This is a genomic window from Kribbella sp. CA-253562 (genome assembly GCF_050942265.1).
GTDB lineage: Bacteria > Actinomycetota > Actinomycetes > Propionibacteriales > Kribbellaceae > Kribbella.
The window spans coordinates 7,648,686-7,668,813 of record NZ_CP192049.1 but is presented as its reverse complement, the minus strand read 5'-3'; the positions used below and the strand labels follow the sequence as shown (position 1 = coordinate 7,668,813).

General features: G+C 69.3%; 24 protein-coding genes and 2 tRNA genes. 17 read left to right on the top strand and 9 right to left on the bottom strand.

Features of this window, described 5'->3' with window-relative positions; translation table 11 throughout:
* Position 1 precedes the first annotated feature (1 nt).
* The 3 genes from ACQPXM_RS36410 to ACQPXM_RS36400 are packed head-to-tail and all read left to right on the top strand — an operon-like array spanning position 2 to position 3,010.
* Entirely contained in the window at positions 2-1,303 is a 1,302-nt protein-coding gene (locus ACQPXM_RS36410; protein ID WP_432942533.1) for an extracellular solute-binding protein, read from the top strand.
* The gene (locus tag ACQPXM_RS36405) at positions 1,300-2,178 is read left to right on the top strand and encodes a carbohydrate ABC transporter permease (protein ID WP_432942532.1); all 879 of its coding nucleotides are present in this window, start codon (positions 1,300-1,302) and stop codon (positions 2,176-2,178) included. The genes ACQPXM_RS36410 and ACQPXM_RS36405 overlap by 4 nt, the downstream gene beginning before the upstream one ends.
* 1 nt (position 2,179) lies before the next feature.
* Positions 2,180-3,010: a carbohydrate ABC transporter permease gene (locus ACQPXM_RS36400; RefSeq protein WP_432942531.1), complete on the top strand. Its 831-nt coding sequence runs from the start codon at positions 2,180-2,182 to the stop codon at positions 3,008-3,010.
* A gap of 483 nt (positions 3,011-3,493) precedes the next feature.
* Here the strand turns inward: ACQPXM_RS36400 and ACQPXM_RS36395 are convergent, their stop codons facing one another.
* On the bottom strand, positions 3,494-4,174 hold the full coding sequence (locus ACQPXM_RS36395; RefSeq protein ID WP_432942530.1) for a hypothetical protein: 681 nt from the start codon (positions 4,172-4,174) through the stop codon (positions 3,494-3,496).
* Between the two features lie 64 nt (positions 4,175-4,238).
* Between ACQPXM_RS36395 and ACQPXM_RS36390 the strand changes: the two genes are divergently transcribed.
* The gene (locus tag ACQPXM_RS36390; protein ID WP_432942529.1) at positions 4,239-4,739 is read left to right on the top strand and encodes a CGNR zinc finger domain-containing protein; all 501 of its coding nucleotides are present in this window, start codon (positions 4,239-4,241) and stop codon (positions 4,737-4,739) included.
* Between the two features lie 48 nt (positions 4,740-4,787).
* On the opposite strand, the gene ACQPXM_RS36385 is transcribed toward ACQPXM_RS36390, so the two are convergent.
* Positions 4,788-5,450 carry a GntR family transcriptional regulator gene (locus ACQPXM_RS36385; RefSeq protein WP_432942528.1) on the bottom strand — a complete coding sequence of 221 codons (663 nt, stop codon included), beginning with the start codon at positions 5,448-5,450 and terminating at the stop codon, positions 4,788-4,790.
* 153 nt (positions 5,451-5,603) lie between these two features.
* On the opposite strand from ACQPXM_RS36385, the gene ACQPXM_RS36380 reads away from it, so the two are divergent.
* Positions 5,604-6,311, top strand: coding sequence for an alpha/beta fold hydrolase (locus tag ACQPXM_RS36380; RefSeq protein ID WP_432942527.1), 708 nt, complete (start codon positions 5,604-5,606; stop codon positions 6,309-6,311).
* A 180-nt stretch (positions 6,312-6,491) separates the two neighbouring features.
* The gene (locus ACQPXM_RS36375) at positions 6,492-7,160 is read left to right on the top strand and encodes a trimeric intracellular cation channel family protein (RefSeq protein ID WP_432942526.1); all 669 of its coding nucleotides are present in this window, start codon (positions 6,492-6,494) and stop codon (positions 7,158-7,160) included.
* A 467-nt stretch (positions 7,161-7,627) separates the two neighbouring features.
* Here ACQPXM_RS36375 and ACQPXM_RS36370 read toward each other — a convergent pair whose 3' ends face one another.
* A complete protein-coding gene (locus ACQPXM_RS36370; RefSeq protein ID WP_432942525.1) occupies positions 7,628-8,872 on the bottom strand; it encodes a TerC family protein in 1,245 nt (414 codons plus the stop codon).
* A 29-nt stretch (positions 8,873-8,901) separates the two neighbouring features.
* Positions 8,902-9,471: a helix-turn-helix domain-containing protein gene (locus tag ACQPXM_RS36365; protein WP_432942524.1), complete on the bottom strand. Its 570-nt coding sequence runs from the start codon at positions 9,469-9,471 to the stop codon at positions 8,902-8,904.
* Positions 9,472-9,510: 39 nt separating this feature from the next.
* On the opposite strand from ACQPXM_RS36365, the gene ACQPXM_RS36360 reads away from it, so the two are divergent.
* On the top strand, positions 9,511-10,050 hold the full coding sequence (locus tag ACQPXM_RS36360) for an N-acetyltransferase family protein (protein WP_432942523.1): 540 nt from the start codon (positions 9,511-9,513) through the stop codon (positions 10,048-10,050).
* Here ACQPXM_RS36360 and ACQPXM_RS36355 read toward each other — a convergent pair.
* Positions 10,047-10,694 (bottom strand): M15 family metallopeptidase, encoded by a 648-nt coding sequence (locus ACQPXM_RS36355; protein WP_432942522.1) that lies wholly within the window; start codon positions 10,692-10,694, stop codon positions 10,047-10,049. The genes ACQPXM_RS36360 and ACQPXM_RS36355 overlap by 4 nt on opposite strands.
* Before the next feature lie 88 nt (positions 10,695-10,782).
* Here ACQPXM_RS36355 and ACQPXM_RS36350 point away from each other — a divergent pair, with 88 nt between their 5' ends.
* The 3 genes from ACQPXM_RS36350 to ACQPXM_RS36340 are packed head-to-tail and all read left to right on the top strand — an operon-like array spanning position 10,783 to position 13,064.
* Complete coding sequence (locus ACQPXM_RS36350; RefSeq protein WP_432942521.1) at positions 10,783-11,445, top strand: response regulator transcription factor; 663 nt, start codon at positions 10,783-10,785, stop codon at positions 11,443-11,445.
* On the top strand, positions 11,442-12,536 hold the full coding sequence (locus ACQPXM_RS36345; RefSeq protein ID WP_432942520.1) for a sensor histidine kinase: 1,095 nt from the start codon (positions 11,442-11,444) through the stop codon (positions 12,534-12,536). Before ACQPXM_RS36350 ends, ACQPXM_RS36345 begins: the two co-directional genes overlap by 4 nt.
* 33 nt (positions 12,537-12,569) lie before the next feature.
* Complete coding sequence (locus ACQPXM_RS36340) at positions 12,570-13,064, top strand: N-acetyltransferase family protein (RefSeq protein ID WP_432942519.1); 495 nt, start codon at positions 12,570-12,572, stop codon at positions 13,062-13,064.
* A 7-nt stretch (positions 13,065-13,071) separates the two neighbouring features.
* Here ACQPXM_RS36340 and ACQPXM_RS36335 read toward each other — a convergent pair whose 3' ends face one another.
* On the bottom strand, positions 13,072-13,965 hold the full coding sequence (locus ACQPXM_RS36335; RefSeq protein ID WP_432942518.1) for a M23 family metallopeptidase: 894 nt from the start codon (positions 13,963-13,965) through the stop codon (positions 13,072-13,074).
* Between the two features lie 479 nt (positions 13,966-14,444).
* On the opposite strand from ACQPXM_RS36335, the gene ACQPXM_RS36330 reads away from it, so the two are divergent.
* The 3 genes from ACQPXM_RS36330 to rpmG all read left to right on the top strand — a co-directional run bounded on the left by ACQPXM_RS36330 (position 14,445) and on the right by rpmG (position 14,873).
* A tRNA-Thr gene (locus tag ACQPXM_RS36330) sits at positions 14,445-14,517 on the top strand.
* A 50-nt stretch (positions 14,518-14,567) separates the two neighbouring features.
* Positions 14,568-14,641, top strand: a tRNA-Met gene (locus tag ACQPXM_RS36325).
* 64 nt (positions 14,642-14,705) lie between these two features.
* A complete protein-coding gene (gene rpmG, locus ACQPXM_RS36320) occupies positions 14,706-14,873 on the top strand; it encodes a 50S ribosomal protein L33 (RefSeq protein ID WP_012923742.1) in 168 nt (55 codons plus the stop codon).
* Between the two features lie 33 nt (positions 14,874-14,906).
* Here rpmG and ACQPXM_RS36315 read toward each other — a convergent pair whose 3' ends face one another.
* The gene (locus tag ACQPXM_RS36315; protein ID WP_432942517.1) at positions 14,907-15,281 is read right to left on the bottom strand and encodes an SDR family oxidoreductase; all 375 of its coding nucleotides are present in this window, start codon (positions 15,279-15,281) and stop codon (positions 14,907-14,909) included.
* A 231-nt stretch (positions 15,282-15,512) separates the two neighbouring features.
* On the opposite strand from ACQPXM_RS36315, the gene ACQPXM_RS36310 reads away from it, so the two are divergent.
* Entirely contained in the window at positions 15,513-16,367 is an 855-nt protein-coding gene (locus ACQPXM_RS36310) for a phytanoyl-CoA dioxygenase family protein (protein ID WP_432942516.1), read from the top strand.
* A 6-nt stretch (positions 16,368-16,373) separates the two neighbouring features.
* Here ACQPXM_RS36310 and ACQPXM_RS36305 read toward each other — a convergent pair whose 3' ends face one another.
* A complete protein-coding gene (locus tag ACQPXM_RS36305) occupies positions 16,374-17,120 on the bottom strand; it encodes a hypothetical protein (RefSeq protein ID WP_432942515.1) in 747 nt (248 codons plus the stop codon).
* 92 nt (positions 17,121-17,212) lie between these two features.
* On the opposite strand from ACQPXM_RS36305, the gene ACQPXM_RS36300 reads away from it, so the two are divergent.
* Genes ACQPXM_RS36300 through ACQPXM_RS36290 form a run of 3 tightly spaced genes read left to right on the top strand, consistent with a single transcriptional unit; the run spans position 17,213 to position 19,073 of the window.
* Positions 17,213-17,635, top strand: coding sequence for an FAS1-like dehydratase domain-containing protein (locus tag ACQPXM_RS36300; RefSeq protein WP_432942514.1), 423 nt, complete (start codon positions 17,213-17,215; stop codon positions 17,633-17,635).
* Positions 17,632-18,039 (top strand): MaoC/PaaZ C-terminal domain-containing protein, encoded by a 408-nt coding sequence (locus tag ACQPXM_RS36295; RefSeq protein WP_432942513.1) that lies wholly within the window; start codon positions 17,632-17,634, stop codon positions 18,037-18,039. Before ACQPXM_RS36300 ends, ACQPXM_RS36295 begins: the two co-directional genes overlap by 4 nt.
* The gene (locus ACQPXM_RS36290; protein WP_432942512.1) at positions 18,036-19,073 is read left to right on the top strand and encodes a UDP-N-acetylmuramate dehydrogenase; all 1,038 of its coding nucleotides are present in this window, start codon (positions 18,036-18,038) and stop codon (positions 19,071-19,073) included. Before ACQPXM_RS36295 ends, ACQPXM_RS36290 begins: the two co-directional genes overlap by 4 nt.
* Here the strand turns inward: ACQPXM_RS36290 and ACQPXM_RS36285 are convergent.
* Positions 19,039-19,980 carry an EamA family transporter gene (locus tag ACQPXM_RS36285; protein ID WP_432942511.1) on the bottom strand — a complete coding sequence of 314 codons (942 nt, stop codon included), beginning with the start codon at positions 19,978-19,980 and terminating at the stop codon, positions 19,039-19,041. The genes ACQPXM_RS36290 and ACQPXM_RS36285 overlap by 35 nt on opposite strands.
* Positions 19,981-20,128: the final 148 nt, after the last annotated feature.

Below are 20,128 nucleotides of genomic sequence, written 5' to 3'. Positions count from 1 at the left end.
CATGCTGACCCGACGGAGGTTCCTCGGTACGGCGATCGCGCTCGCCGGTGTCTCGGGCTGCAGTTCGGTCCTGCCTGAGCCGGACGTGTCGGCGCCCGGCTTCGGCACGGGCGCCACCGGGACGGTCAGGGTCTGGTGCCGGGCCGCGACCCAGTCCGGCCTGACCAGCCTGGTGGAGAAGTTCAACGCGTCCCAGGACCGGCTGACCGTCGAGCTGACCCCGGTGCTCGACGCGCAGTACGTGACGAAGCTGGCGACCGCGATCCGGGGGCGCAGCGTGCCCGACCTGGTCGACATCGACGACATCAACTCGATGCTGTTCATCTACCGCGACGCCTTCACCGACCTCACCGCGGCCGTGCAGGCGCTCGACTTCCACGACAAGCTGAGCCCAGGGCATCTCCGCCTGGCGACCCGGGCCGGTCGCGCGTACGGCGTGCCGTACCTGGCCGACAACTCGATGTTCTGGTTCAACACCGAGCTCTGCGACCGCGCGGACGTCGACCCCGATCAGGCGATCACGTCGTACGACGAACTGCTCGCCGCCGCGCGCCGGCTGCGCAAGCTCGGCGACGACGTCTACGCCTGGAGCTTCCCGGGCAACAGTCCGGGCGCGCTCGGGTTCGTCGTCCAGCCGATGATCTGGGCCGCCGACACCGACCTGATCCGCGGCGAGGTCGGGCAGCAGGAGGGCAACATCGCCGGCAACGACGTGGTCCGGCGGATGCTCGAGCTGCACCGGCAGCTCTGGGTCGACGGTTTGGTGCCCAGGGCAAACTTCTCCGACGACGCGTCGCGCTGGGGCAGCGACTTCCGGGCCGGCCAGGTCGGCATCTTCCCGTCCAACTACAGCGTCGTGGTGTCGGCGTCGGACGCCGGCTTCCACGCCAAGGTGACGCCTCGGCTGCTGTCCGGACCGGACGGTGGTTCCGCGTTCTTCGACGGCGGCGACAACATGTGCATCCCGCGGGGTGCCCAGAATCCGTCGGGTGCCTGGGAGTTCGTCCGGTTCGCGCTGGACCTGCCGCAGCAGACCGACCTGCCCGCCGGTGGCTACACGCCGGTCCGGTCGGACGTCGCGACGCCGGCGTTCGCGAAGAAGTACCCGCTTGCCACGCTGCCGCTGGAGCGGATCGAGGAGGGGTACGCGCCGACCACCCTGTCGTACAACCTGCTCTACAACCAGCCGGACGGGCCCTGGCTGCAGATGTTCCGCCGGGCCGTGTTCGACGGCGAGTTGGAGGCCGCGATGACCGAAGCCCAGGAGTCGTTCGACCGGATCCTTGCGCAGGGGCAGGCATGAGCCGCGCGTCGCTGACCCATCCGCCCCGGACCGGTCTGCTGCTGGTCACGCCGGCGGTGCTGTTCGTGGCGGTGTTCGTGCTGGTACCGCTCGCCTTCGCGGCGGTCATCTCACTGACCAACTGGCCGCTGATCGGCGAGGTGAAGTTCAGCGGCGTGAAGAACTACACCGCGATCGTCTCCGACGCCGCTTTCGCCAAGTCCGTGCTCTACACGCTGCTCTACACGGCGATCGTGACCATCCCGATCCTCGTGCTCGGCTACGCCCTGGCCGTCCTGGTCCGCCGCAAGCGCCGCGGTTCGACGCTGCTGCGCACGGTCTTCTTCCTTCCGTTCGTGGTGGGTTTGTCCACGCTCAGCTTCGTCACCGTGCTGGAGGCACAGCCGGACAGCGGCGCGATCAACATCCTGCTCCGCGGCCTCGGCATCACCGACGGTACGACGGCCTGGCTGGTCGACGGCCCGCTGGCGACCGGCCTGATCTGCGTGCTGGTGATCTGGGGAGTGTCCGGGCTGACGATGATGCTGCTGATGGCCGGCATGCAGGCCATCCCGCGGGAGTTCTACGAGTCGTCGGAGCTGGACGGCGCGACCTGGTGGCAGCAGGAGCGCGAGATCACCATCCCGGTGCTGCGCCGCACGATCGCGATGGCCGTCATCATCTCGGTGGTCGGCTCGCTGCTCGCGTTCACTCAGTTCTACATCCTGACCCGTGGCGGTCCGGGCACCGACACCACCACGGTGGTCCAGTACATCTACAACCGCGCCTTCGTACAGCTCCAGCTCGGCGCCGCCACCGCGCTGTCGATCGTGCTGGTGGTCGTGGTCGGCCTGGTCACCGCGGCGCAGTTCTGGCTGCTCCGGGAGAGGGACTGAGATGCGGCTGAAAAACGTCTTCTACGTGGTCGGCGGAACCGGCGCGTTCCTGGTCTTCGCGATTCCGTTGCTGTGGGCCCTGTTCCGCTCGGTCCAGCCGAACGACGTGATCGTCGCCGCGCCGGACCGCAGCACGTTCTTCCACCTCACCTGGGACAACTTCCGCACGCTGATCGAGGGACCGGGCAACCTGTTGCGGGCTGTCGGCAACAGCCTGGTCGTTGCCATCAGCACCGCCGTACTGACCGCGCTGCTGGCGACGCTGGCCGGCTACGGCTTCGCCAAGTTCCGCTTCCGCTCCGGGCCGCTGTTGTTCGCGCTGGTGGTGGTGTCGATGATGATCCCGTTCCAGGCGATCCTGACCCCGCTCTACCTGCAGCTCAACGTGCTCAGGCTGACCGACAGCCTGCTCGGACTCGTGCTGTTCTACACAACGGTCAATCTGCCCTTCGGCGTCTTCGTCATGCGCAACTCGTTCTCCTCGGTGCCTCCTGAGCTGGAGGACTCCGCCCATGTCGACGGCTGTGGGACGCTCCGGATGATCGGCTCGGTGCTGCGCCCGCTGGTCACGCCGGGCGCGGCGACCGTCGCGCTGTACGCCTTCTTGGCGGCGTGGACGGAGTTCCTCGGTGCGCTCACGTTCCTCACCAAGGACGAGCTCTACACGCTCCCGGTCGCCTTGGTGAACGTGCAAGCCGGCGCGTACGGCGAGGTGAACTTCGGCTCGCTCGTCGCGGGGTCGGTGATCGCGATGATTCCGTGCGTGGTCTTGTACGTCGGATTGCAGCGGTTCTACGTGTCCGGTCTGGCTTCGGGGGCTGTGAAGGGGTAGGCGGGTTCTTTCCCCCACGCGGCGGCTACGCCCGCTCCTTCGTCGCGTGCTATGCGCCGCTCCCGCCCGCCCGGTCAGGAGTGCGCATGCTGGCGCCCGCTTCGCTTTGCGCGCTGCCGCGCTGAGGAACTGGCTCCTCCGAGTGCGCGCTGCCGCGCAGGAGTACGCGCTGACGGGCAGGTGCGCGCTGCCGCGCTGAATAGCGCGCTGCCGCGCGAACGTGCGCTGACGCATCGGTGCGCGCGTTCTGTTGAAGAACGTGCTGCCGCTCAGGCGCGGGCTGATGTGACGGAAGACCTCTTACTACGCGGCGACTACCCGATCCTCGTCGCTCCCGCTCCCGCTCCCGCTCCCCGTCCCCGGCGACCCGCGCACCGCGTACCGCACTCCGCACTCCGCGCCCCGCGGCCCCGCGCCCCGCGCACCGCACTCCGCGCACCGCGCCCCGCGCACCGCGCTCCGCGCTCCGCTCCAGCCCGCCGGTCAGTTCTGGGACACAAGCCACCCGATGCGCAGCTCTTCCGCGCCCGGGCGAAAAGTCCGGATGAGCTCGGCGCGATCAGGGTCGTTCTCCGGCAGGTCCTCGGCCAGGACGGCCTGTGCGGCGATCGTCTGCGGGCGGGCGCCGAGGGCGGCTCGCAGGTGGAGCGATCGGCGCAGCAGTGCGATCCGCTCGGTTGGCTCCTTGAAATGTGCGAGGTGCCGGATGATGTAGGACTCGAAGAAGCCGTCGCCGAACTTCGTCGCGATCTCGAGAGCCGTCTCGTACCGCGCGAGCGCGCCGGCCGCGTCGTCGTCCACGTTGTCCAGCAGGACGCCCCAGTGATATTCGGCCCAGCCGCGCTGTAGCTCGTCGCCGCACTCGACGGCCGCCAGGTAGTGGGCCTCGGCCACGGCGCGATCGTCGGGGCGCGGATCGCGCTGGAACTGCAGGCGGCTGTACGCGAGGCGGCCTGTCAGCAGGTGTGCCGTCCACGAGTCGGGGTCGAGTGCCGCGACCGCCTTCCCAGCCTCCTCGTGGCCCTCGATGCGGAAGAACCAGCGGTCGACGGCGATCTCCGCCCGCAGTTCGGGATCACGGTCCGGGCCCAGGACATCGAGCGCGGCGTCCCATTCGCCGAGCAGGAACAGGCGGCGGGCCACGTAGGTGGCGTCGGCTAACATGACGCCTACGGTAAGCAGCGGTGATGTAGGGGGTCAAGTGCAATACGGTGACTACATTGGGAACGTGACCCGGCTCGCCGTCGAGCTGGCCAACACCGGCACCCTGGACCCGTACGGAGAGCTGGTCGCGGCGTTTTTCGCGGAGCACGAGATCGCAGCTCCGCCGAACGGCGACTACGGCGAGCTCCCGGACGTCGTCCGCGCGGCCCTGGCGCAGTTGGTCGACGGTGCCAAACCCGACGCCGTGCATCGCCTGTTGCGCGACTACACGCCGGACATGCACCTGACCGATCACGACGGCCTCGGCTGGCACGTCCACTACAGCCGCAACGGCACCCCGGCCGAACGCTGGGCCGGCCAAGTGATCGCCGCTCAGCTGGCCTTGGTCGCGGCCGGGGATCCGGCCGTCACGCTGGGACGGTGCGCCGCGGCGGGCTGCGGCAACTACTTCATGGACCAGTCCCGGAACCGAACACGCCGGTTCTGCTCCAACGCCTGCGCCAGCCGTACGACGGTCGCGGCGTACCGGGCCCGTACGGCGAAGAGGTCGCAGCAGAGTTCCTGACGGCGCCGCCGCGCGAGATCCGCGCCGTCGCAACCATCGAACGGCTGGTCAGGCCTCGGCTTCGGCGTTCTCCTCGACGGACAGGCTGTGCCAGATGTCGAACGCCACCGCTGCGGCGCCTTCCGCGTCGCCGGCCTCGATGAGGTCGATCAGCTGCTCGTGCCGGCCGACCGACACTCGGCCGTCGACGCCGAAGCGCAACCGCTCCGCGCGACGGATCAGGGGGTCGAAGCGCTCGATCACCGCTTCGAGAGCCTGATTGCCGAGCGCAACCACTGGGATTCGGTGCAGTTCCTCGTCCGCGTCCAGGGCGGCGCTCACGTCGCCCGACGCCACCGCCGCGGCGAAGCGGCGGTTCGCGTCGCGCATCCGTTCCACGTCCTGCGCACTGATCCGCCCCGTCACCTGGCGTACCGCCAACTCGTGCATCGCGGCGACGACGTCCTTCGCGTCCCGCACCACCTGGACGTCGATGGCACTGACCGTTGTGGATCGGCCCGGCAACGCCACGACCAGTCCGCTCGCCCCGAGGCGCAGCAGCGCTTCGCGCACTGGGGTCCGGCTGACCCCGAGCCATTCGGCGAGCTCGCCGTCCTTGAGTTGCTCACCCGGCCGGAACGTACCGTCGACGATCGCGTCGCGCAGGCGGCGGTAGACGTCGTCGCGCAGAAGGGTGCGGTCTACGGCTGGACTGCCCTGAGGGATCGGCATTGCAACATATTGCACACATCAGCTGCCATCCACGAAACCTGGGCGCCTCTTGTGTCGCCCTCGAGAGTGCAATATATTGCATATCAGAGACGGCGGACGCCGCTCTTCACAGCAGCCGCTCGGGACCTCCCGTGCGGGGAGGGAGACCAGAGCATGAGCACCGACCAGGAGATCAAGAACGTCGTACTGGTGCACGGCGCGTTCGCCGACGGCTCGGGCTGGCGGGGTGTGTACGACCACCTGACCGCGCGCGGCTACCAGGTGACGATCGTGCAGAACCCGCTGACCTCGTTCGAGGACGACGTCGCAGCCACCACCCGGGTGCTGGACCGGCAGGACGGCCCCACGATCCTCGTCGCCCACTCCTGGGGCGGCACGGTGATCACCGAGGCCGGAGTCCACCCGAACGTGGCCGGTCTGGTCTACGTCTCCGCGCTGGCGCCCGACGCCGGCGAGACCACGAGCCAGCAGTACGAAGGCTTCGCGGCGACGCCGGAGTTCGTGATCGACGTCGGCGAGGACGGCTTCGGTTTCCTCAACCACGACAAGTTCAAGGCCGGATTCGCCCACGACGCCAGCGACGAGGAGGCCGCGTTCCTGCGGGACTCGCAGGTCCCGATCAACATGTCGGCCTTCGGCGCGGCGGTGAAGAACGCCGCCTGGCGGGACAAGCCCACCTGGGCCGTCATCGCCACAGAGGACAAGGCCTTCGACCAGGCCATGCTGCAGCACATGGCGACCCGCAGCGGCGCGAAGATCACCAACGTGTCCGCCAGCCACGCCGTCTTCATGACACAGGCCGGCGTCGTCGCCGACACCATCGACGAGGCCGCGAAGACCGCGTCGGCCGCCGGTCGCTGAGCTGCTGAGCTGCTGTCGACGTTGGGCCGGCGAGTCGACACCTAGGGGCCGGTGCGGGCCGACGAGCATCGGGCTCAGGCCGAGGCGGCGCCCGCGCCGATCGTTGGTCCGCTGAGCCGCTCGTCACGTTGCGCCGGCCCGCGCCGATCGCGCGCCGGCCCAACCGTCCGGAGGGATGCCATGTCGATCACCCCGTTCCAGGTGACGCTCTGGATCGAACTCCTGGCCGCCGGCCTCGGCGGCCTCCAAGGCGCGCTCTTCGCGGCAGGCTTCAAGTCCCGCCGCATCGACGTACTCGGAGTCATCGCGATCGGACTAGCCGTCTCACTGGGAGGAAGCCTGCTCCGCGACCTCGTGCTCAATCAGCCGCCAGTCGTGGTGTGGAGCAACTGGTACCTGATCGTGGCCGGTGCCGCGGCAATCCTCGGCATGGCGCTGCAACCCGTGCTCGCACGAGCCGACTGGCTCATCACGGTGCTGCTCGACGCCATCGTGATGGGCCTGTTCGGAGCCATCGGCGCGTCGAAGGCACTGTCCCTCGGCGTCGGCGTGGCCGGGGCCGTGCTGGTCGGCGTCATCGGAGCCATCGGCGGCGGGATGCTGCGCGACGTGATGCTGGGGCTGTCGTTCTCGTTCCTGCACGTGGGCACCCTGTACGCCGTGGCAGCGGGCGCCGGCACGGGAGTGCTGGTCCTGCTCGCGGAGCTCGGTACGCCGATCCCGATCGCGGGGGTTGTCTGCTTGGTGGTGACGACGCTGGTGCGCTTGGCGGCGGTGCGGTTCGAGTGGACGTTCCCGGAGCAGTTCGTGGTGCGAGCTCGGCGCAGGCCGTCCGGGGGAACGCGGTAGAGAGAGCATTCTGCGGGTGAAGCGCGAGAAGCACGCCCGAACCACGCGAGAAGCACGCGCGATCAACGCGCAACAGACTCGCAGGTCGATCATGCCGTCGAACAGCCCGTACGCCCAGGCGCCCGAGGGCAACGCCTCCATCGGGTTCCCGGGATCACCTGTCGTCGATCAGCGCGGCAGCGCGCACCGAAGGGGCGAAGCACGCGCGCCACGTGCGATAGCACGCACAACCGGGCGCTAGCCCGCCCCTCGAACAAGGGCGGGAGCCGGCACCGTGCGAGCGCCAGCGAGCTAAGGCGCCCGCGTGGGTGGGCACCGGCGTCAGTCGTGCAGGAATCGAACAGGCCCTACGACAAATCACCTGCAGTCGATGAGCGCGGCAGCGCGCACCCACGAAAGGGGTGGGCGGGAGCCGGCACCGTGCGAGCGCCAGCGAGCAGAGGCGCCCGCGTGGGGACCGACAGACCTCAAGAACCAGAAAGCGGCGCCGGGTCCGGCCCCATCACATCGTCACCCGGATGCCGCCCACTGGCGATCGCCGCGTCGTGGCTCAGCGCCGCGCGCCCGCACAGTTCCAGCAGTTCCGGCTCGTTCTTGACGATCTGCTTCGCCTTCGGGCCGAGCTTGACGATGTGGTCGCGGGACTCGATCAGGCGGCGGTAGATCCGCTCGCGCTCGACCGGGTCCTTGGTGTACTCCGAGTCCAGGTACGCCGTGGCGTCGCGGCGGGCGTTGGCCATCGCGGTCTGGGTGCGGCCGCGGGTGCTGAGCAGGGACGCGAGGACGGTGACGACCAGGACGGCGAGGATGACCGTGAGGGAGAGGCCGGTGCTGATCTCGGCGACCTCGATGTGTTCGCCGTCGTTGATGAACGGCACGTTGTTCTCGTGCAGGGCGTGCAGCACCAGCTTGACGCCGATGAAGCCGAGGATCGCGGCCAGGCCGAAGGACAGGTAGATCAGCCGGTCCAGCAGGCCGTCGAGCAGGAAGTACAGCTGGCGCAGGCCGAGCAGGCTGAACGCGGTCGCGGTGAACACCACGAAGACGTTCTGGGTGAGGCCGAAGATCGCCGGGATCGAGTCGAGCGCGAACATCAGGTCGGTGCCGCCGATCGCGACCATCACCAGCAGCATCGGGGTCATCGCGCGGCGGCCGTCGACGACGGTGAACAGCTTGTCGCCGTCGTAGTTCTCGGTGGTCGGGAACAACCGCCGGCTCAGCCGGACCACCACGTTCTGCGCCGAGTGCGACTCCTCGGTGGACGGCCGCAGCATGTTGCCCGCGGTGATCAGCAGGGTCAGGCCGAACAGGTAGAACACCCAGGCGAAGGTGTTGATCAGCGCCGAGCCGAGCAGGATGAACCCGGTCCGCGCGACCAGCGAGAACATGATGCCGAACAGCAGCACCTTCTGCTGGTCCTCCCGCGGCACCCGGAAGCTGGTCATGATGATCAGGAACACGAACAGGTTGTCAACCGACAGGGCCTTCTCGGTGACGTAGCCGGCGAAGTACTCCGAGCCCATCGCCGTCCCGCCGAAGACGAGCGTGCCGACGCCGAACAGCAGCGCGAGCCCGACGTACACGCTGGACCAGAGCGCGGCCTCGCGCAGCTGCGGTACGTGCGCGCGGCGGACGTGGAAGAAGTAGTCGAAGGCAAGCAGCCCCAGGATGCCGGCAATGGTCAGGGTCCAGACCAGCGGTGAAACCTCCATGCACGTACTCAACCACGGCCGGGCCGTGCTCAGGAACGTGTCTTGACCAGTGCGACGACGTAACGGCAGACGGTGGTCGCGGGGTTGTGGAACGTGGTCGGCGCCGGGGCGCCGAGTTCCAGGCAGTCGCCGGCGTCGAGGTCGTGCACCAGGTCGCCCTCGTGGAAGCGGAGCCGGCCGCTGAGAATCCACAGCTGCTGGGTCTTGAAGATGTACGCGTCGGCCGGGTACGAGATCGACGCGCCCGGCGGGAGCTCCACCTCGACCAGTTCCAGCGGGCTTTCCGTCGCGGGGGACACGGCACGGCGCCGATATCCGGTCGCGGGGTCACTCCAAACCGGCTGGTCGGCGGACCGGCGTACGCGGCCTTCGTCGCCCTCGGCCTGCTCGGCCCGGGCGACCAGCTCGGACAACGTCATGCCGAGCGCACCGGACAGACGTCCCAGCAGTACGGCGGTCGGCTGGGCCTCGCCGCGCTCGATCTTGCCGATCATCGCCCGCGAGACCCCGGAGCGCTCGGCCAGCGCGTTCACCGACAGGTCGCGGTCGTGCCGGGCGGCCTGCAGGGTCGCGGCGAGCGAGGCGGAGAGCTGATCCATGCTTGCCACTATAGCGGCCGATGCGGCTACTATGGTGACATGTCGTTGACTGAGCAGCGGGTGATCCGGGACGCCGTCGCCGAGGCGGATGCGGCGGCCTGCGCGGCGATCTACACGCCGTACGTGCGGGACACCGCGATCACCTTCGAGGTGGAGCCACCGACGGTGGAGGCGATGGCCGAGCGGATCCGGTCCGCGCAGCGGCGGCACGCCTGGCTGGTGCTGGAGGACGCCGGCCGGATCGTCGGTTACGCGTACGCCGGGCCGATGAAGGAGCGGGCGGCGTACCGGTGGTCGTGCGAGGTGAGCATCTACCTGGAGCTCGGGCGGCGGCGTACCGGGGGAGGGCGCGCGCTGTACGAGGCGCTGTTCGACCGGCTGATCGACCGCGGTTTCCGGACCGCGATCGCCGGGATGACCCTGCCGAACGACGCCAGCGTCGGCCTGCACGCCGCGCTCGGATTCGAACCGGTCGGCACCTATCGCAGGATCGGCTGGAAGAACAACGCCTGGCACGACGTCGCCTGGGCCCAGCGATCCCTTGCCACCGGCGACGATCCGCCGCAGGAAACGCGCTAGCTGTTCGCCGAGGCCTTGGGCGGCGGGCAGTCCTCGCCCGGCTTCACGATCAGCTCGAAGTGCCACATCTCGTTCGCCAGCGTCTGGCACAGGCCGAAGCGGGAGCCCTTGCGGATCAGCCAGTCGTCCGCGTCGGTCGGGCCGATGTCGACGGCGTTCCCGGTGACGTGGTGCGACTCCTCCGGCGTCGAGACGAACTCCCGCGCCTTCGCCAGGCTGCCGTACTTCTTGATGCCTTGCTCGAGCAGTTGCCGCTGGTAGGCCTTGCTGCGCCAACCGGTGGTCACGTGCAGCTTGATGTCGTCGGCCTCCATCGCTTTCGCCGCCTGCTGGACGGCCTTCAGCAGCGCCGGATCGAGCTTCGCGATCCCGGGCAGCGACGTGTCGAACGGCGACGCGTTGTCCGGCAGTACGCCGTCCGCGGCGTTCGCCGGGCCGCCGTGGTCGTCGGTGTCGTCCTGCGTGCGGTTGCTCGGCGTACCGGCCGAGGATTCCGAGGTCACCGGTGCCGAATCCTGCCCCTCGTTCAGCGCACCGCACGCCGCCGCGGTGAAGGCGACGACGGCGACCACCACGGCGAGCCCGGTGAACACCGTCAACCGGCGCTCTTTCTTGCGGGTGGCAACAAGTTCGTCAGCGATCATGGTCACCAGTCCACCCGGCCGCGTGTTGCCGTGGCGTCAACGTTTTTGATTACGTTTTCGATATCCGCCGTCTGCTTCAATGGACGGTATGCGGGTGCTGGTCGTGGAGGACGAGGTCTATCTCGCCGAGGCGATCCGGGCCGGTCTGCGGCTGGAGGCGATCGCGGCGGACCTCGCGTTCGACGGCGACGCGGCGCTGGAGTCGGTGAGTGTGAACGCCTACGACGTGGTGGTGCTGGACCGCGACATCCCCGGCCCGAACGGCGACGAGGTCTGCCGCCGGATCGTCGCACAGGGCCTGCCGTGCCGGATCCTGATGCTGACCGCGGCCGGTGATCTCGACGACAAGGTCGCGGGGTTCGAGCTCGGCGCCGACGACTACCTGACCAAACCGTTCGAGCTGCGCGAGCTGGTGGTCCGGTTGCGTGCGCTGGCCCGGCGGCCGGCCGAGTCGGCACCCACCGTCCTGGAGTACGCCGGGGTGCGGCTCGACCCGTTCCGCCGTGAGGTGTACCGGTTCGGCCGGTACGTGAAGCTGACCCGCAAGCAGTTCTCGGTGCTGGAGATCCTGGTCGCCGCGCGAGGTGGAGTGATCAGCGCGGAAACCCTGCTGGAGAAGGCCTGGGACGAAAACGCCGACCCGTTCAGCAACTCGGTCCGGATCACCATCTCCGCCCTGCGCAAACGCCTCGGCGATCCCTGGGTCATCCATACCGTGCCCGGCGTGGGCTACCGCATCGGCGAACCATGAGTACGCCGGAACCGTTGGTCACGTGGCGGCCGCGATTGACCGTTCGGCTGCGGATGACCCTCAGCTACGCCGGCCTCCTGGTCATCGCCGGCGCGGTGGTGGCGGTGGTCATCTACGGCGTGATGCGCTACGTCCCGAACTACCCGCTGACCGCCGCCAACCCGCGCGACCAGACACCGGTCCCGACCCGTGGCGAACTGCTCGACACGATCGTCACGCTGTCGGCGTACGCGCTGGTGTTTCTCGCGATCGTCGGCATGGCCGGCGGGTGGTATCTGGCCGGCCGGATGCTGCGTCCGCTGCAGGAGATCACCCTGGCCGCGCGCCGGGCCGCCGAAGGATCGCTCGACCACCGGATCGGGCTGACCGGGATCAAGGACGAGTTCACCGATCTGTCCGACACGTTCGACGAGATGCTGGACCGGTTGCAGCGCTCGTTCGAGCAGTATCGGCGGTTCGCGGCGAACGCCTCGCACGAGCTGCGCACCCCGCATGCGGTGATGAAAACGATGCTGGAGGTTGCGATCGCGGACCCCGAGCACCAGGACGTGCGCGAGCTGGCCCGGCGCCTGCAGGAGACCAATCAGCGCGGCATCGATCTGGTCGAGGCGCTGCTTACCCTGGCCTCGGTGGACAACCGCGCTGTCGAGCTGGACCCGCTCGACCTGGCCACCACTGCCCGGCAGGCGGTCGACGAGCTGCGCGCCGAGGCGGCGTCCGCGGGCATCACCGTGACCGCTGACCTCGAGGAAACCCTTGTCATGGGCAACGAAGTGCTGGTGCACCAGCTGGTCACGAATCTCGGCCAGAACGGGATCCGGCACAACACCGGTCCCGGCGGAACGCTGTCCGTCAGCACCCGCGACCACCGGCTCGTCGTCGCCAACACCGGTCCCGTCGTCACGCCGCAGCAGGCCGGCACGCTGACCGAGCCGTTCGCCAAGACCACAGGGCGCCACACCGGCAGCCACGGCCTCGGTCTCGCCTTGGTAGACCGGATCGTCGCGACGCACCACGGCCGGCTCACGCTCACGCCCAATCCGACCGGTGGCCTCACCGTCACCGCTGAGCTCCCGGCGGCAAAGCTGTAGCTGGTGACCTGACGGCAGGGTGAAGATGGAGGGGTGAGTGACAACAGCGTGACCGTCCGCCGCGCGGTCGCCTCCGACGAAGCCGCCCTGCTCGAGATCGAGCTGACCGCCTGGGACGCCACCTCCGGGTTCCCCTCGCTGACAGCGGGGGACCGTACGACGTTCTTCGCCGAGCGCTACGGCCCGGACGCGTTCCTGGTGGCCGAGCTCGCCGGCCGATTGGTCGGCTACATCCGGCTGCAGGACAAATACCCGTTCCCCGAAGGCGCCGGCGTGCTGTCGATCAACGGACTGGCGGTCGCGCCCGAAGCGCGCGGTCAGGGCATCGGCTCAGTGCTGATGGAGGCCGTCACCGCCGAAGCAAAACGCCGTGGCGCTCGCAAGATCACCCTGCACGTACACGGTGTGAACACCGTCGCACGGCGGCTCTACGAGCGCCACGGCTATGTCGTCGAAGGAACCCACCCACGAGAGTTCCTGATCGACGGCCAGTACGTCGACGCGGTCGACCTGGCCTTGTTTCTCTGAGCTTTCGTTACGGGTTGACCCCGTGGTCGCGCAGCCACGGCTCCGGGTTGATCTGGTCGGAGCCGCCGAGCAGCACCTCGAAGTGCACGTGCGGACCGGTCGTGTTGCCGGACATCCCGATCGAGCCGATCTGGGTCCCGGCGTTCACCCGGTCACCGACGCTCACGGTGAACTCGGACATGTGCCCGTACGACGTGACCGTGCCGTCGGCGTGGCGGACCTTCACCTGACGCCCGTAGGCGCCGGCGAACTCGGCCTGGATGACCTCGCCGGACAGGACCGAGCGGACCGGCGTACCGATCGGGGCGGCGAAGTCGAGACCGGTGTGGTTGCTGGCCCAGCGGCTGCCGCCCTGACCGAACCGTGCGGTCAGGTGGTACCCGGTGGTCGGCAGCGAGACCCGCTGCGCGGCGGCGGCCCGCTCCTTCGCCTCGGCCCGCTCCGCTGCGGCGGCCTTGGCGGCAGCGGCGGCCTTCGCGGCAGTCGCAGCCTTCGCGGCGGCGGCTGCCTTGGCCGCGGCGGCGGCCTTCTTCTGCGCGGCTGCCTTGGCGGCGGCCAGCGCGGCGGCACGCTTCTGGGTGAGCGTCGCGTTCGCGGCCAGCTGGGCGGCGCGGGCCTTGGCGACCTGAGCCGCCTTCGCCTGGGCGGCGGCCTGCTGGGTCGCGGACAGCGACAGCTCGAAGCGGGACATGTTGCGGGAGGCGAGGTCACGCCGGTCGACCCGGGCGGTGGTCAGCGCCTCGGCCTGGGCTGCGCTCAGGGAGGTTCCGGCCGAGGCCTGGGTGGAGGGGGCGGCGAGGCCTGCGGCGGTCGTACCGGCCGCGGCGGCGAGGGCGGCCGTCAGGCCGACCAGCTGCATGCCGCGGGCCGGACTTCGCCGGGCGGAACGGTGCTTGGCCACCCGACGGGGAGCAGCCAGGCGACGAAGTGCCGGCCGTTCTGCTTCCGGCACGTCATGGTGAGGGGACACAGGGAGGGGCCTTCCAAGTCGAGTCGCCGCCACGGAACCCCGCAGCGGCCCATCGACCATAACGACGAGATCACGACGCCTTCAAACGCGGACCGCGACCAGAACGCCCAAAACGGCTACGGACAGTGAAGCGGTTCTGCCCGGCTGTCGCTGCCGAGCGTGAGGGTGACCCGTGAGTAGTTGAATATCGCAGTGACCGGGATCACGCGCGTCTTGGCGCATACCTGGCCTGCGGACCGGCTATAAGGCCGCTGGCGCGCCGCTGGTGGGCCGCGGATCCGGACCCGAAAATGGTCAAAAGCACTGCCCCGGAGCCGGTATGATTCTCTGGTCGGACAGAGGGGGCAGCACAGCTTCGAACCTCGATTTCACATCGAGGCCCGGGACCGTGTAATCTCTCTCCTCGGCCCGCCCCTTTAGCTCAGTCGGCAGAGCGTCTCCATGGTAAGGAGAAGGTCTACGGTTCGATTCCGTAAAGGGGCTCTGAGAATCGCTGTCCCGCCCGGTCCGCCGGGTGGGGTGACGGACTCTCTGGCGGGGTAGCTCAGGTGGTTAGAGCACACGGCTCATAATCGTGGTGTCGCGGGTTCGACTCCCGCCCCCGCTACCCACCAAACGGCAATGAGTGAGCGTGCGTCGGTGACGCGTGTTCCTGAGAAGAAGAGGCAGCAGTGGCCAAGTCAACGGACATCCGCCCGAAGATCACGCTGGCGTGCACCGTCTGCAAAGAGCGCAACTACATCACCAAGAAGAACCGGCGCAACGACCCGGACCGCCTGGAGATGAAGAAGTACTGCGCTCGTTGCAACGACCACACCGACCACCGCGAGACCCGCTGACCTTCAGCAGACTTCGCGCGAGGGCCGCTCTGTTCACCAGAGCGGCCCTTTCGCTGTGCCCGAAATCGGCCCCAGATCTGGACCCGGGCCTGCGCTCGGGCGTTGGCCCGGAACTCCGCCCGGACCGCCGAGCTGCTGCAGCGCGCCGCCGCTGATCAGCAGGGTCTGCCCGCTGACCCAGTGCGCCAGCGGACCCGAGAAGTGCTCCGCCGCGTCGGCGACGTCCTCGATCCGGCTCATCCGGCCCTCGATCGGGCGCGGGATCATGGTCCGGATCGGATCGTCGTGGGCCGGGGTGTCGGTGAAGACGCCGGCGCCCTCGATCCCCGTCGGCAGCATCGTGTTCACCGTCACACCCCGGTGGCCCACCTCGAGCGCGAGCACCTCGACGGCGTAGCGCAGCGGCAACTCGCTGGTCGAACTGCTGCTCGGTCGCCTCGAGAAGGTCTGGTCGACGAGGAATATTCCTTTGCTGCTGGGGGACCTACTCCCAGAAATGCGCGGACCGTCGCGCGGTGACCACGGTCGGTCGAGCAGGGGTTCGGCAGGACGTGGGCGAACGAAATCGTCCGGACACAAGGCATTGCATCGTTGTAGACGTGGCGGTCAGACTGGCGCGGAGAAACCTGGGAGGTCTGGATGGGCAACGACACCGCGGTCACACCGGAACCGCTGACCGACGAGCAGCGCGACGAGGCGGTCGAGCAGATTCGCACCGACGGGATCGTCGGGTTCAAGGGCGCGTTTTCGCGCGCGTGGGTGGAGCAGCTCGGTGCGGACGTCGACGTCGCGTTCCAGGAGGCGCTGGCTCGGCCCGGGGGAGCGGTCGGGCGTGGCCCGCAGCGGTACTACGTCGAGATCCATCCCGAGCAGCTGCGCGGCTTCGCCGAGCTGGCCGGGCATCCGTGGATCACGAGTGTCGCCGAGGCTGTGCTGGGGCCGGAGTACGAGATCGTCGAGGTCGGGTTCGACGTGCCGCTGCCGGGCGCGCAGTACCAGCCGTGGCACCGGGACTTCCCGATGCCGGAGGAGACCAAGACCCAGCAGCGGCTCACGTCGCTGGCGATCAACGTGACCACGGTCGACACCACCGACGAGATGGGCCCGTTCGAAATCGCGCCGGGCACGCAATGGGAGCACGGGGACGGCTTCGAGCACGAGATGTTCCCGCCGAAGTCGGAGTACGACCGGTACCGCGAGCTCGCCGTTCGCAAGTACCCGCAGATGGGCGACATCTCGATCCGCTCCGCGTTGACCATCCACCGCGGCACCGAGAACCGTTCGCAGCTGTCCCGCCCGGTGCTGGTGCTCGGCCTGGACGCCCCGGGCGCCTGCAACGCCGAACGCCACGACCTGGCGATCACTTCGGCGTACCGGGAGACGCTGCCGGCGGTGGTTCTCGACCACCTGCACTGCCCGGTGGTGGACGAGCTGACCCCGATCACCCAGAAGCACACGATCGAAGGTCTCGTGATGGGCGACGCTGAGAGCTGAACCCAATCAGACCGTGAGAATCGGCCGCCCCGCCTCGTACGCCGCCAGCCGGTCCTCGCGCGGAGTCAGGCAGCAGGAGCCGCACAACGTCTCCCGGCCGTTCTCGCTCGTGTAGTACAGACAGCACGTGTTGCGGAGGTAGACGAGTTTGCCGGCCGCCTCGCTGACCTCGCCGAGGCGCGCGAGGCCGCCGGGGGCCTTTGCGACGAAGGTCTGCCAGCGCTCGAGCAGGAAGCCGGGGGAGATCGTCTCCTCCTCGCGGGTCGCGGCGCAGAAGCCCATCGCGCACCCGGCCGCGACACCGCCGTGGAGCTGGCGAACGCCGGCTCGCGTACGGCGGTGCAGCTCGGCCGCGAGGGGGAGCAGGTGCTGCGTCAGCACCACGTCGTACAGGGTGTGGAGGCCGCCGGGCAGGAAGCGGGCCGAGCGGATCGCGACCTCGGCCAGGCCGTGGCCGTCGTGCGGGCGGACCCAGACGTTCTCCGGCCGGACGTCGAGCACCCTGCCTTCCGTCGCCCAGAGCAACAGAGCCGTCGCGGGGACGCGACCGGCGTAGAACGACATCAGGCTGAGCGCGTTCGCATGCGCCGACGTGTGCCCACTGGCGTCGTGGTCGCGTTTGAGCAGCTCGGTCAGCTCGGGGCTGTCCGGCTCGAGCACGTGGTCGACCCGCAACCACTGCGAACCGCTCGGCTCTCCGATCCGGAGCGCGTAGCGAGATGCGTACCGGCTCAACGCGGTCACTGCCGTCACAGTCCTGCCCTTCCTGCTTCAGATCCCCCAGTGATCTCGGCGGAGTGGGTGGCGGCACTCGGCTGCCCATCCTGCCAGTAGGGTTACTGGACATGACGATCGACGCCACGATGGTCGGCCGGAGCTACACGGCCGCCGAGACCTACCAGGTCGGCCGGGAGAAGATCCGGGAGTTCGCCGAAGCGATCGGCGACCCCAACCCGGCGTACCGGGGGGACGACGCCGTCGCGCCGCCCACCTTCGCGTTCGTGCTGAGCGCGCCCGCCCTCGATCTGCTGCTGGCCGACCCGGACCTCGGGCTGCGGCTGGACCGGATCGTGCACGGCGCGCAGAAGTTCAGCTACGTCCGGCCGATCAAGGCCGGCGACGAGGTGGCCGCCACGGCGACCATCACCACCGTCCGCAAAGCAGGTGACGTCGAGGTGATCATGTACGAGACCGTCCTGACCAGCGCCGACGGCGAACAGCTCGCCACCTCGACCGCGACCGTCTCGCACAACCGGGCGGACGCATGAAGAAGGTCGAGGTAGGTCTCGAGCTGCCGTCGCTGACCGTCACCGTGCGCCGCGAGGACCTGGTCCGGTACGCCGGTGCGGGCGGTGACTTCAACCCGATCCACTGGAGCGACCGGATGGCGGCCGCGCTCGGCCTGCCCGGCGTGATCGCGCACGGCATGCTCACGATGGCCCTGGCCGCCCGGGTGGTGACCGACTGGCTGGACGACCCGGCCGACCTGGTCGAGTACGGCGTCCGCTTCACCAAGCCGGTTGTCGTACCGGACGACGACAAGGGCGCGACGGTGACGTTCTCCGCGAAGGTCGACAAGGTCGCCGACGGCCTCGCGGAGCTCGACATCACCGCGCTGGCCGGCGAGGAGAAGGTCCTCGGCCGGGCGCGAGCGGTCGTGCGGGCCCAGTGAACACCCAGCAGACCACTGATCTGCGGCTCGCGGAGCTGACCACCCTGCGGATCGGCGGACCGGCCGACAAGCTGGTCGAGGTGACCACCGAGGCCGAGCTGGTCGACGTCGTCCGGACGGCGGACGCCGCCAAGGAGCCGGTGCTGCTGCTCAGCGGCGGCAGCAACGTGGTGATCGGCGACGAGGGCTTCCGCGGCATGGTCGTGAAGATCGCGACCCGCGGGATCCGCGTCGACGCGGACGCCTGTTCCGGCGCGATGGTTCACATCCAGGCCGGCGAGGACTGGGACACGGTCGTGCAGCGCGCGATCGCCGAGCAGTGGGTCGGGCTGGAGTCGATGTCCGGCATCCCCGGCCTGACCGGCTCCACCCCGGTCCAGAACGTCGGTGCCTACGGCCACGAGGTCTCCGAGTCGATCGCCGCGGTCCGCGTCTGGGACCGGACCGACAACAAGCTGCGCACGATCTTCGCCGCCGACTGCGGCTTCGCGTACCGGACCTCCCGCTTCAAGGCCGACCCCAGCCGGTACGTCGTCCTGGAGGTCACCTTCCAGCTGAAGCTCGGCGACCTGTCCGCCCCGATCGAGTACGCCGAACTCGCGCGCGTGCTCGGCGTGGAGACCGGTGCGCGCGCGCCGATGACGGCGGTCCGCGAGGCCGTGCTCGAGCTGCGCCGGAGCAAGGCCATGGTGCTCGACGAGAACGACCACGACACCTGGAGTGCGGGGTCGTTCTTCACCAATCCGCTGCTCGACGCGACGGCCGACGTACCGGCTGGTGCGCCGCAGTGGCCGCAGCCCGACGGCCGCGTGAAGACCAGCGCCGCCTGGCTGATCGAGCACGCCGGCGTCTCCAAGGGCTTCGCGATCGGCAACGCGGCGGTGTCGTCCAAGCACACCCTCGCGCTGACCAACCGCGGCGGCGCGACGGCGAAGGAGTTGCTCGCGCTGGCCGCGCACGTCCGCGGTCAGGTCCAGCACGCCTTCGGCATCACCCTGGTCAACGAGCCCGTGCTGGTGAACTGCTCGCTCTGATCGACGACTGGGCGACGTAGGCGCCGACCAGCACGATCGCTCCGCCGACCAGCTGGTTGGCGCGCAACGCCTCGTGCAGCAACACCCAGGCGAACAGCGTCGCCGCGACCGCCTCGACGTACGAGACGGCTCCGGCGACGGCTGCGCTGAGGCGCTGCACTCCCGCCGTACCGGCGAGGTAGGCGACAACCGTGCAGACCACGACGAGCCATGCCACGAGGAACCAGCCCGGCACGGACCGTCCGCCGAACGGGACCGCGCGGCCCACGACGTCCCAAGGAATCGTCCAGGGTGAGGCGACCGCCGTCAGCGCGACCGCCCCGACCGTGGTCCCGGCGGCCGTCATCACCAGCGGGTCGGCGACTCCGGTCAGGTGGTCGATGAGCAGGAAGAACGTCGCCATACAGGCCGCGGCGCCGAGCCCGGCCAGCAGCCCGATCAGGTCGAGCCGCACGCCGGACCAGATCTCGACCACGACCGCGAGCCCGGCCAGCGCGATCCCGACGCCGACAGCGGCCAGCCGGGCCACCGCGATCCGGCGTCCGAACTTGAGCCAGCCGACGACCAGCACCGGTCCGCAGAACTCCAGCAGCACTGCCACCCCGACCGGCAACCGGCTCGCGGCGACGAAGTACAACGTCTGGCAGCCGGCGATTCCGATCAGTCCGTAGACGACCAGCGGCCGCCAAGCCAGCCGGGTGGCGCGCAGCCCATCGGATCCACGCAGCACCAGGACAAGCGGCACCAGCAGCGCGGCCGCGCCCACCAGCCGCATCCACGCCGCTTGCTCCGGCGACACACCGGCGCCCACCAGCGCCTTGGCGAACGGGCCGGATCCACCGGACGCCGCCGCCGCGAGCAGGGCGAAACCCAGACCGGCGGACCGCGTGCGCGGACCTCTCGCCATCGGCTGCACCTCCTCCTCAGCACGACTTTTCCACCCGGGTCGCCGGATTGTCCCGTGAAAAAGATTTGCACGAAGGGTTGGCAGAACGATCCGATCTGGATAATGTCTTGCAGAATTCAGCTGGTCGGCTAACCCCGAGGGGGTCGGT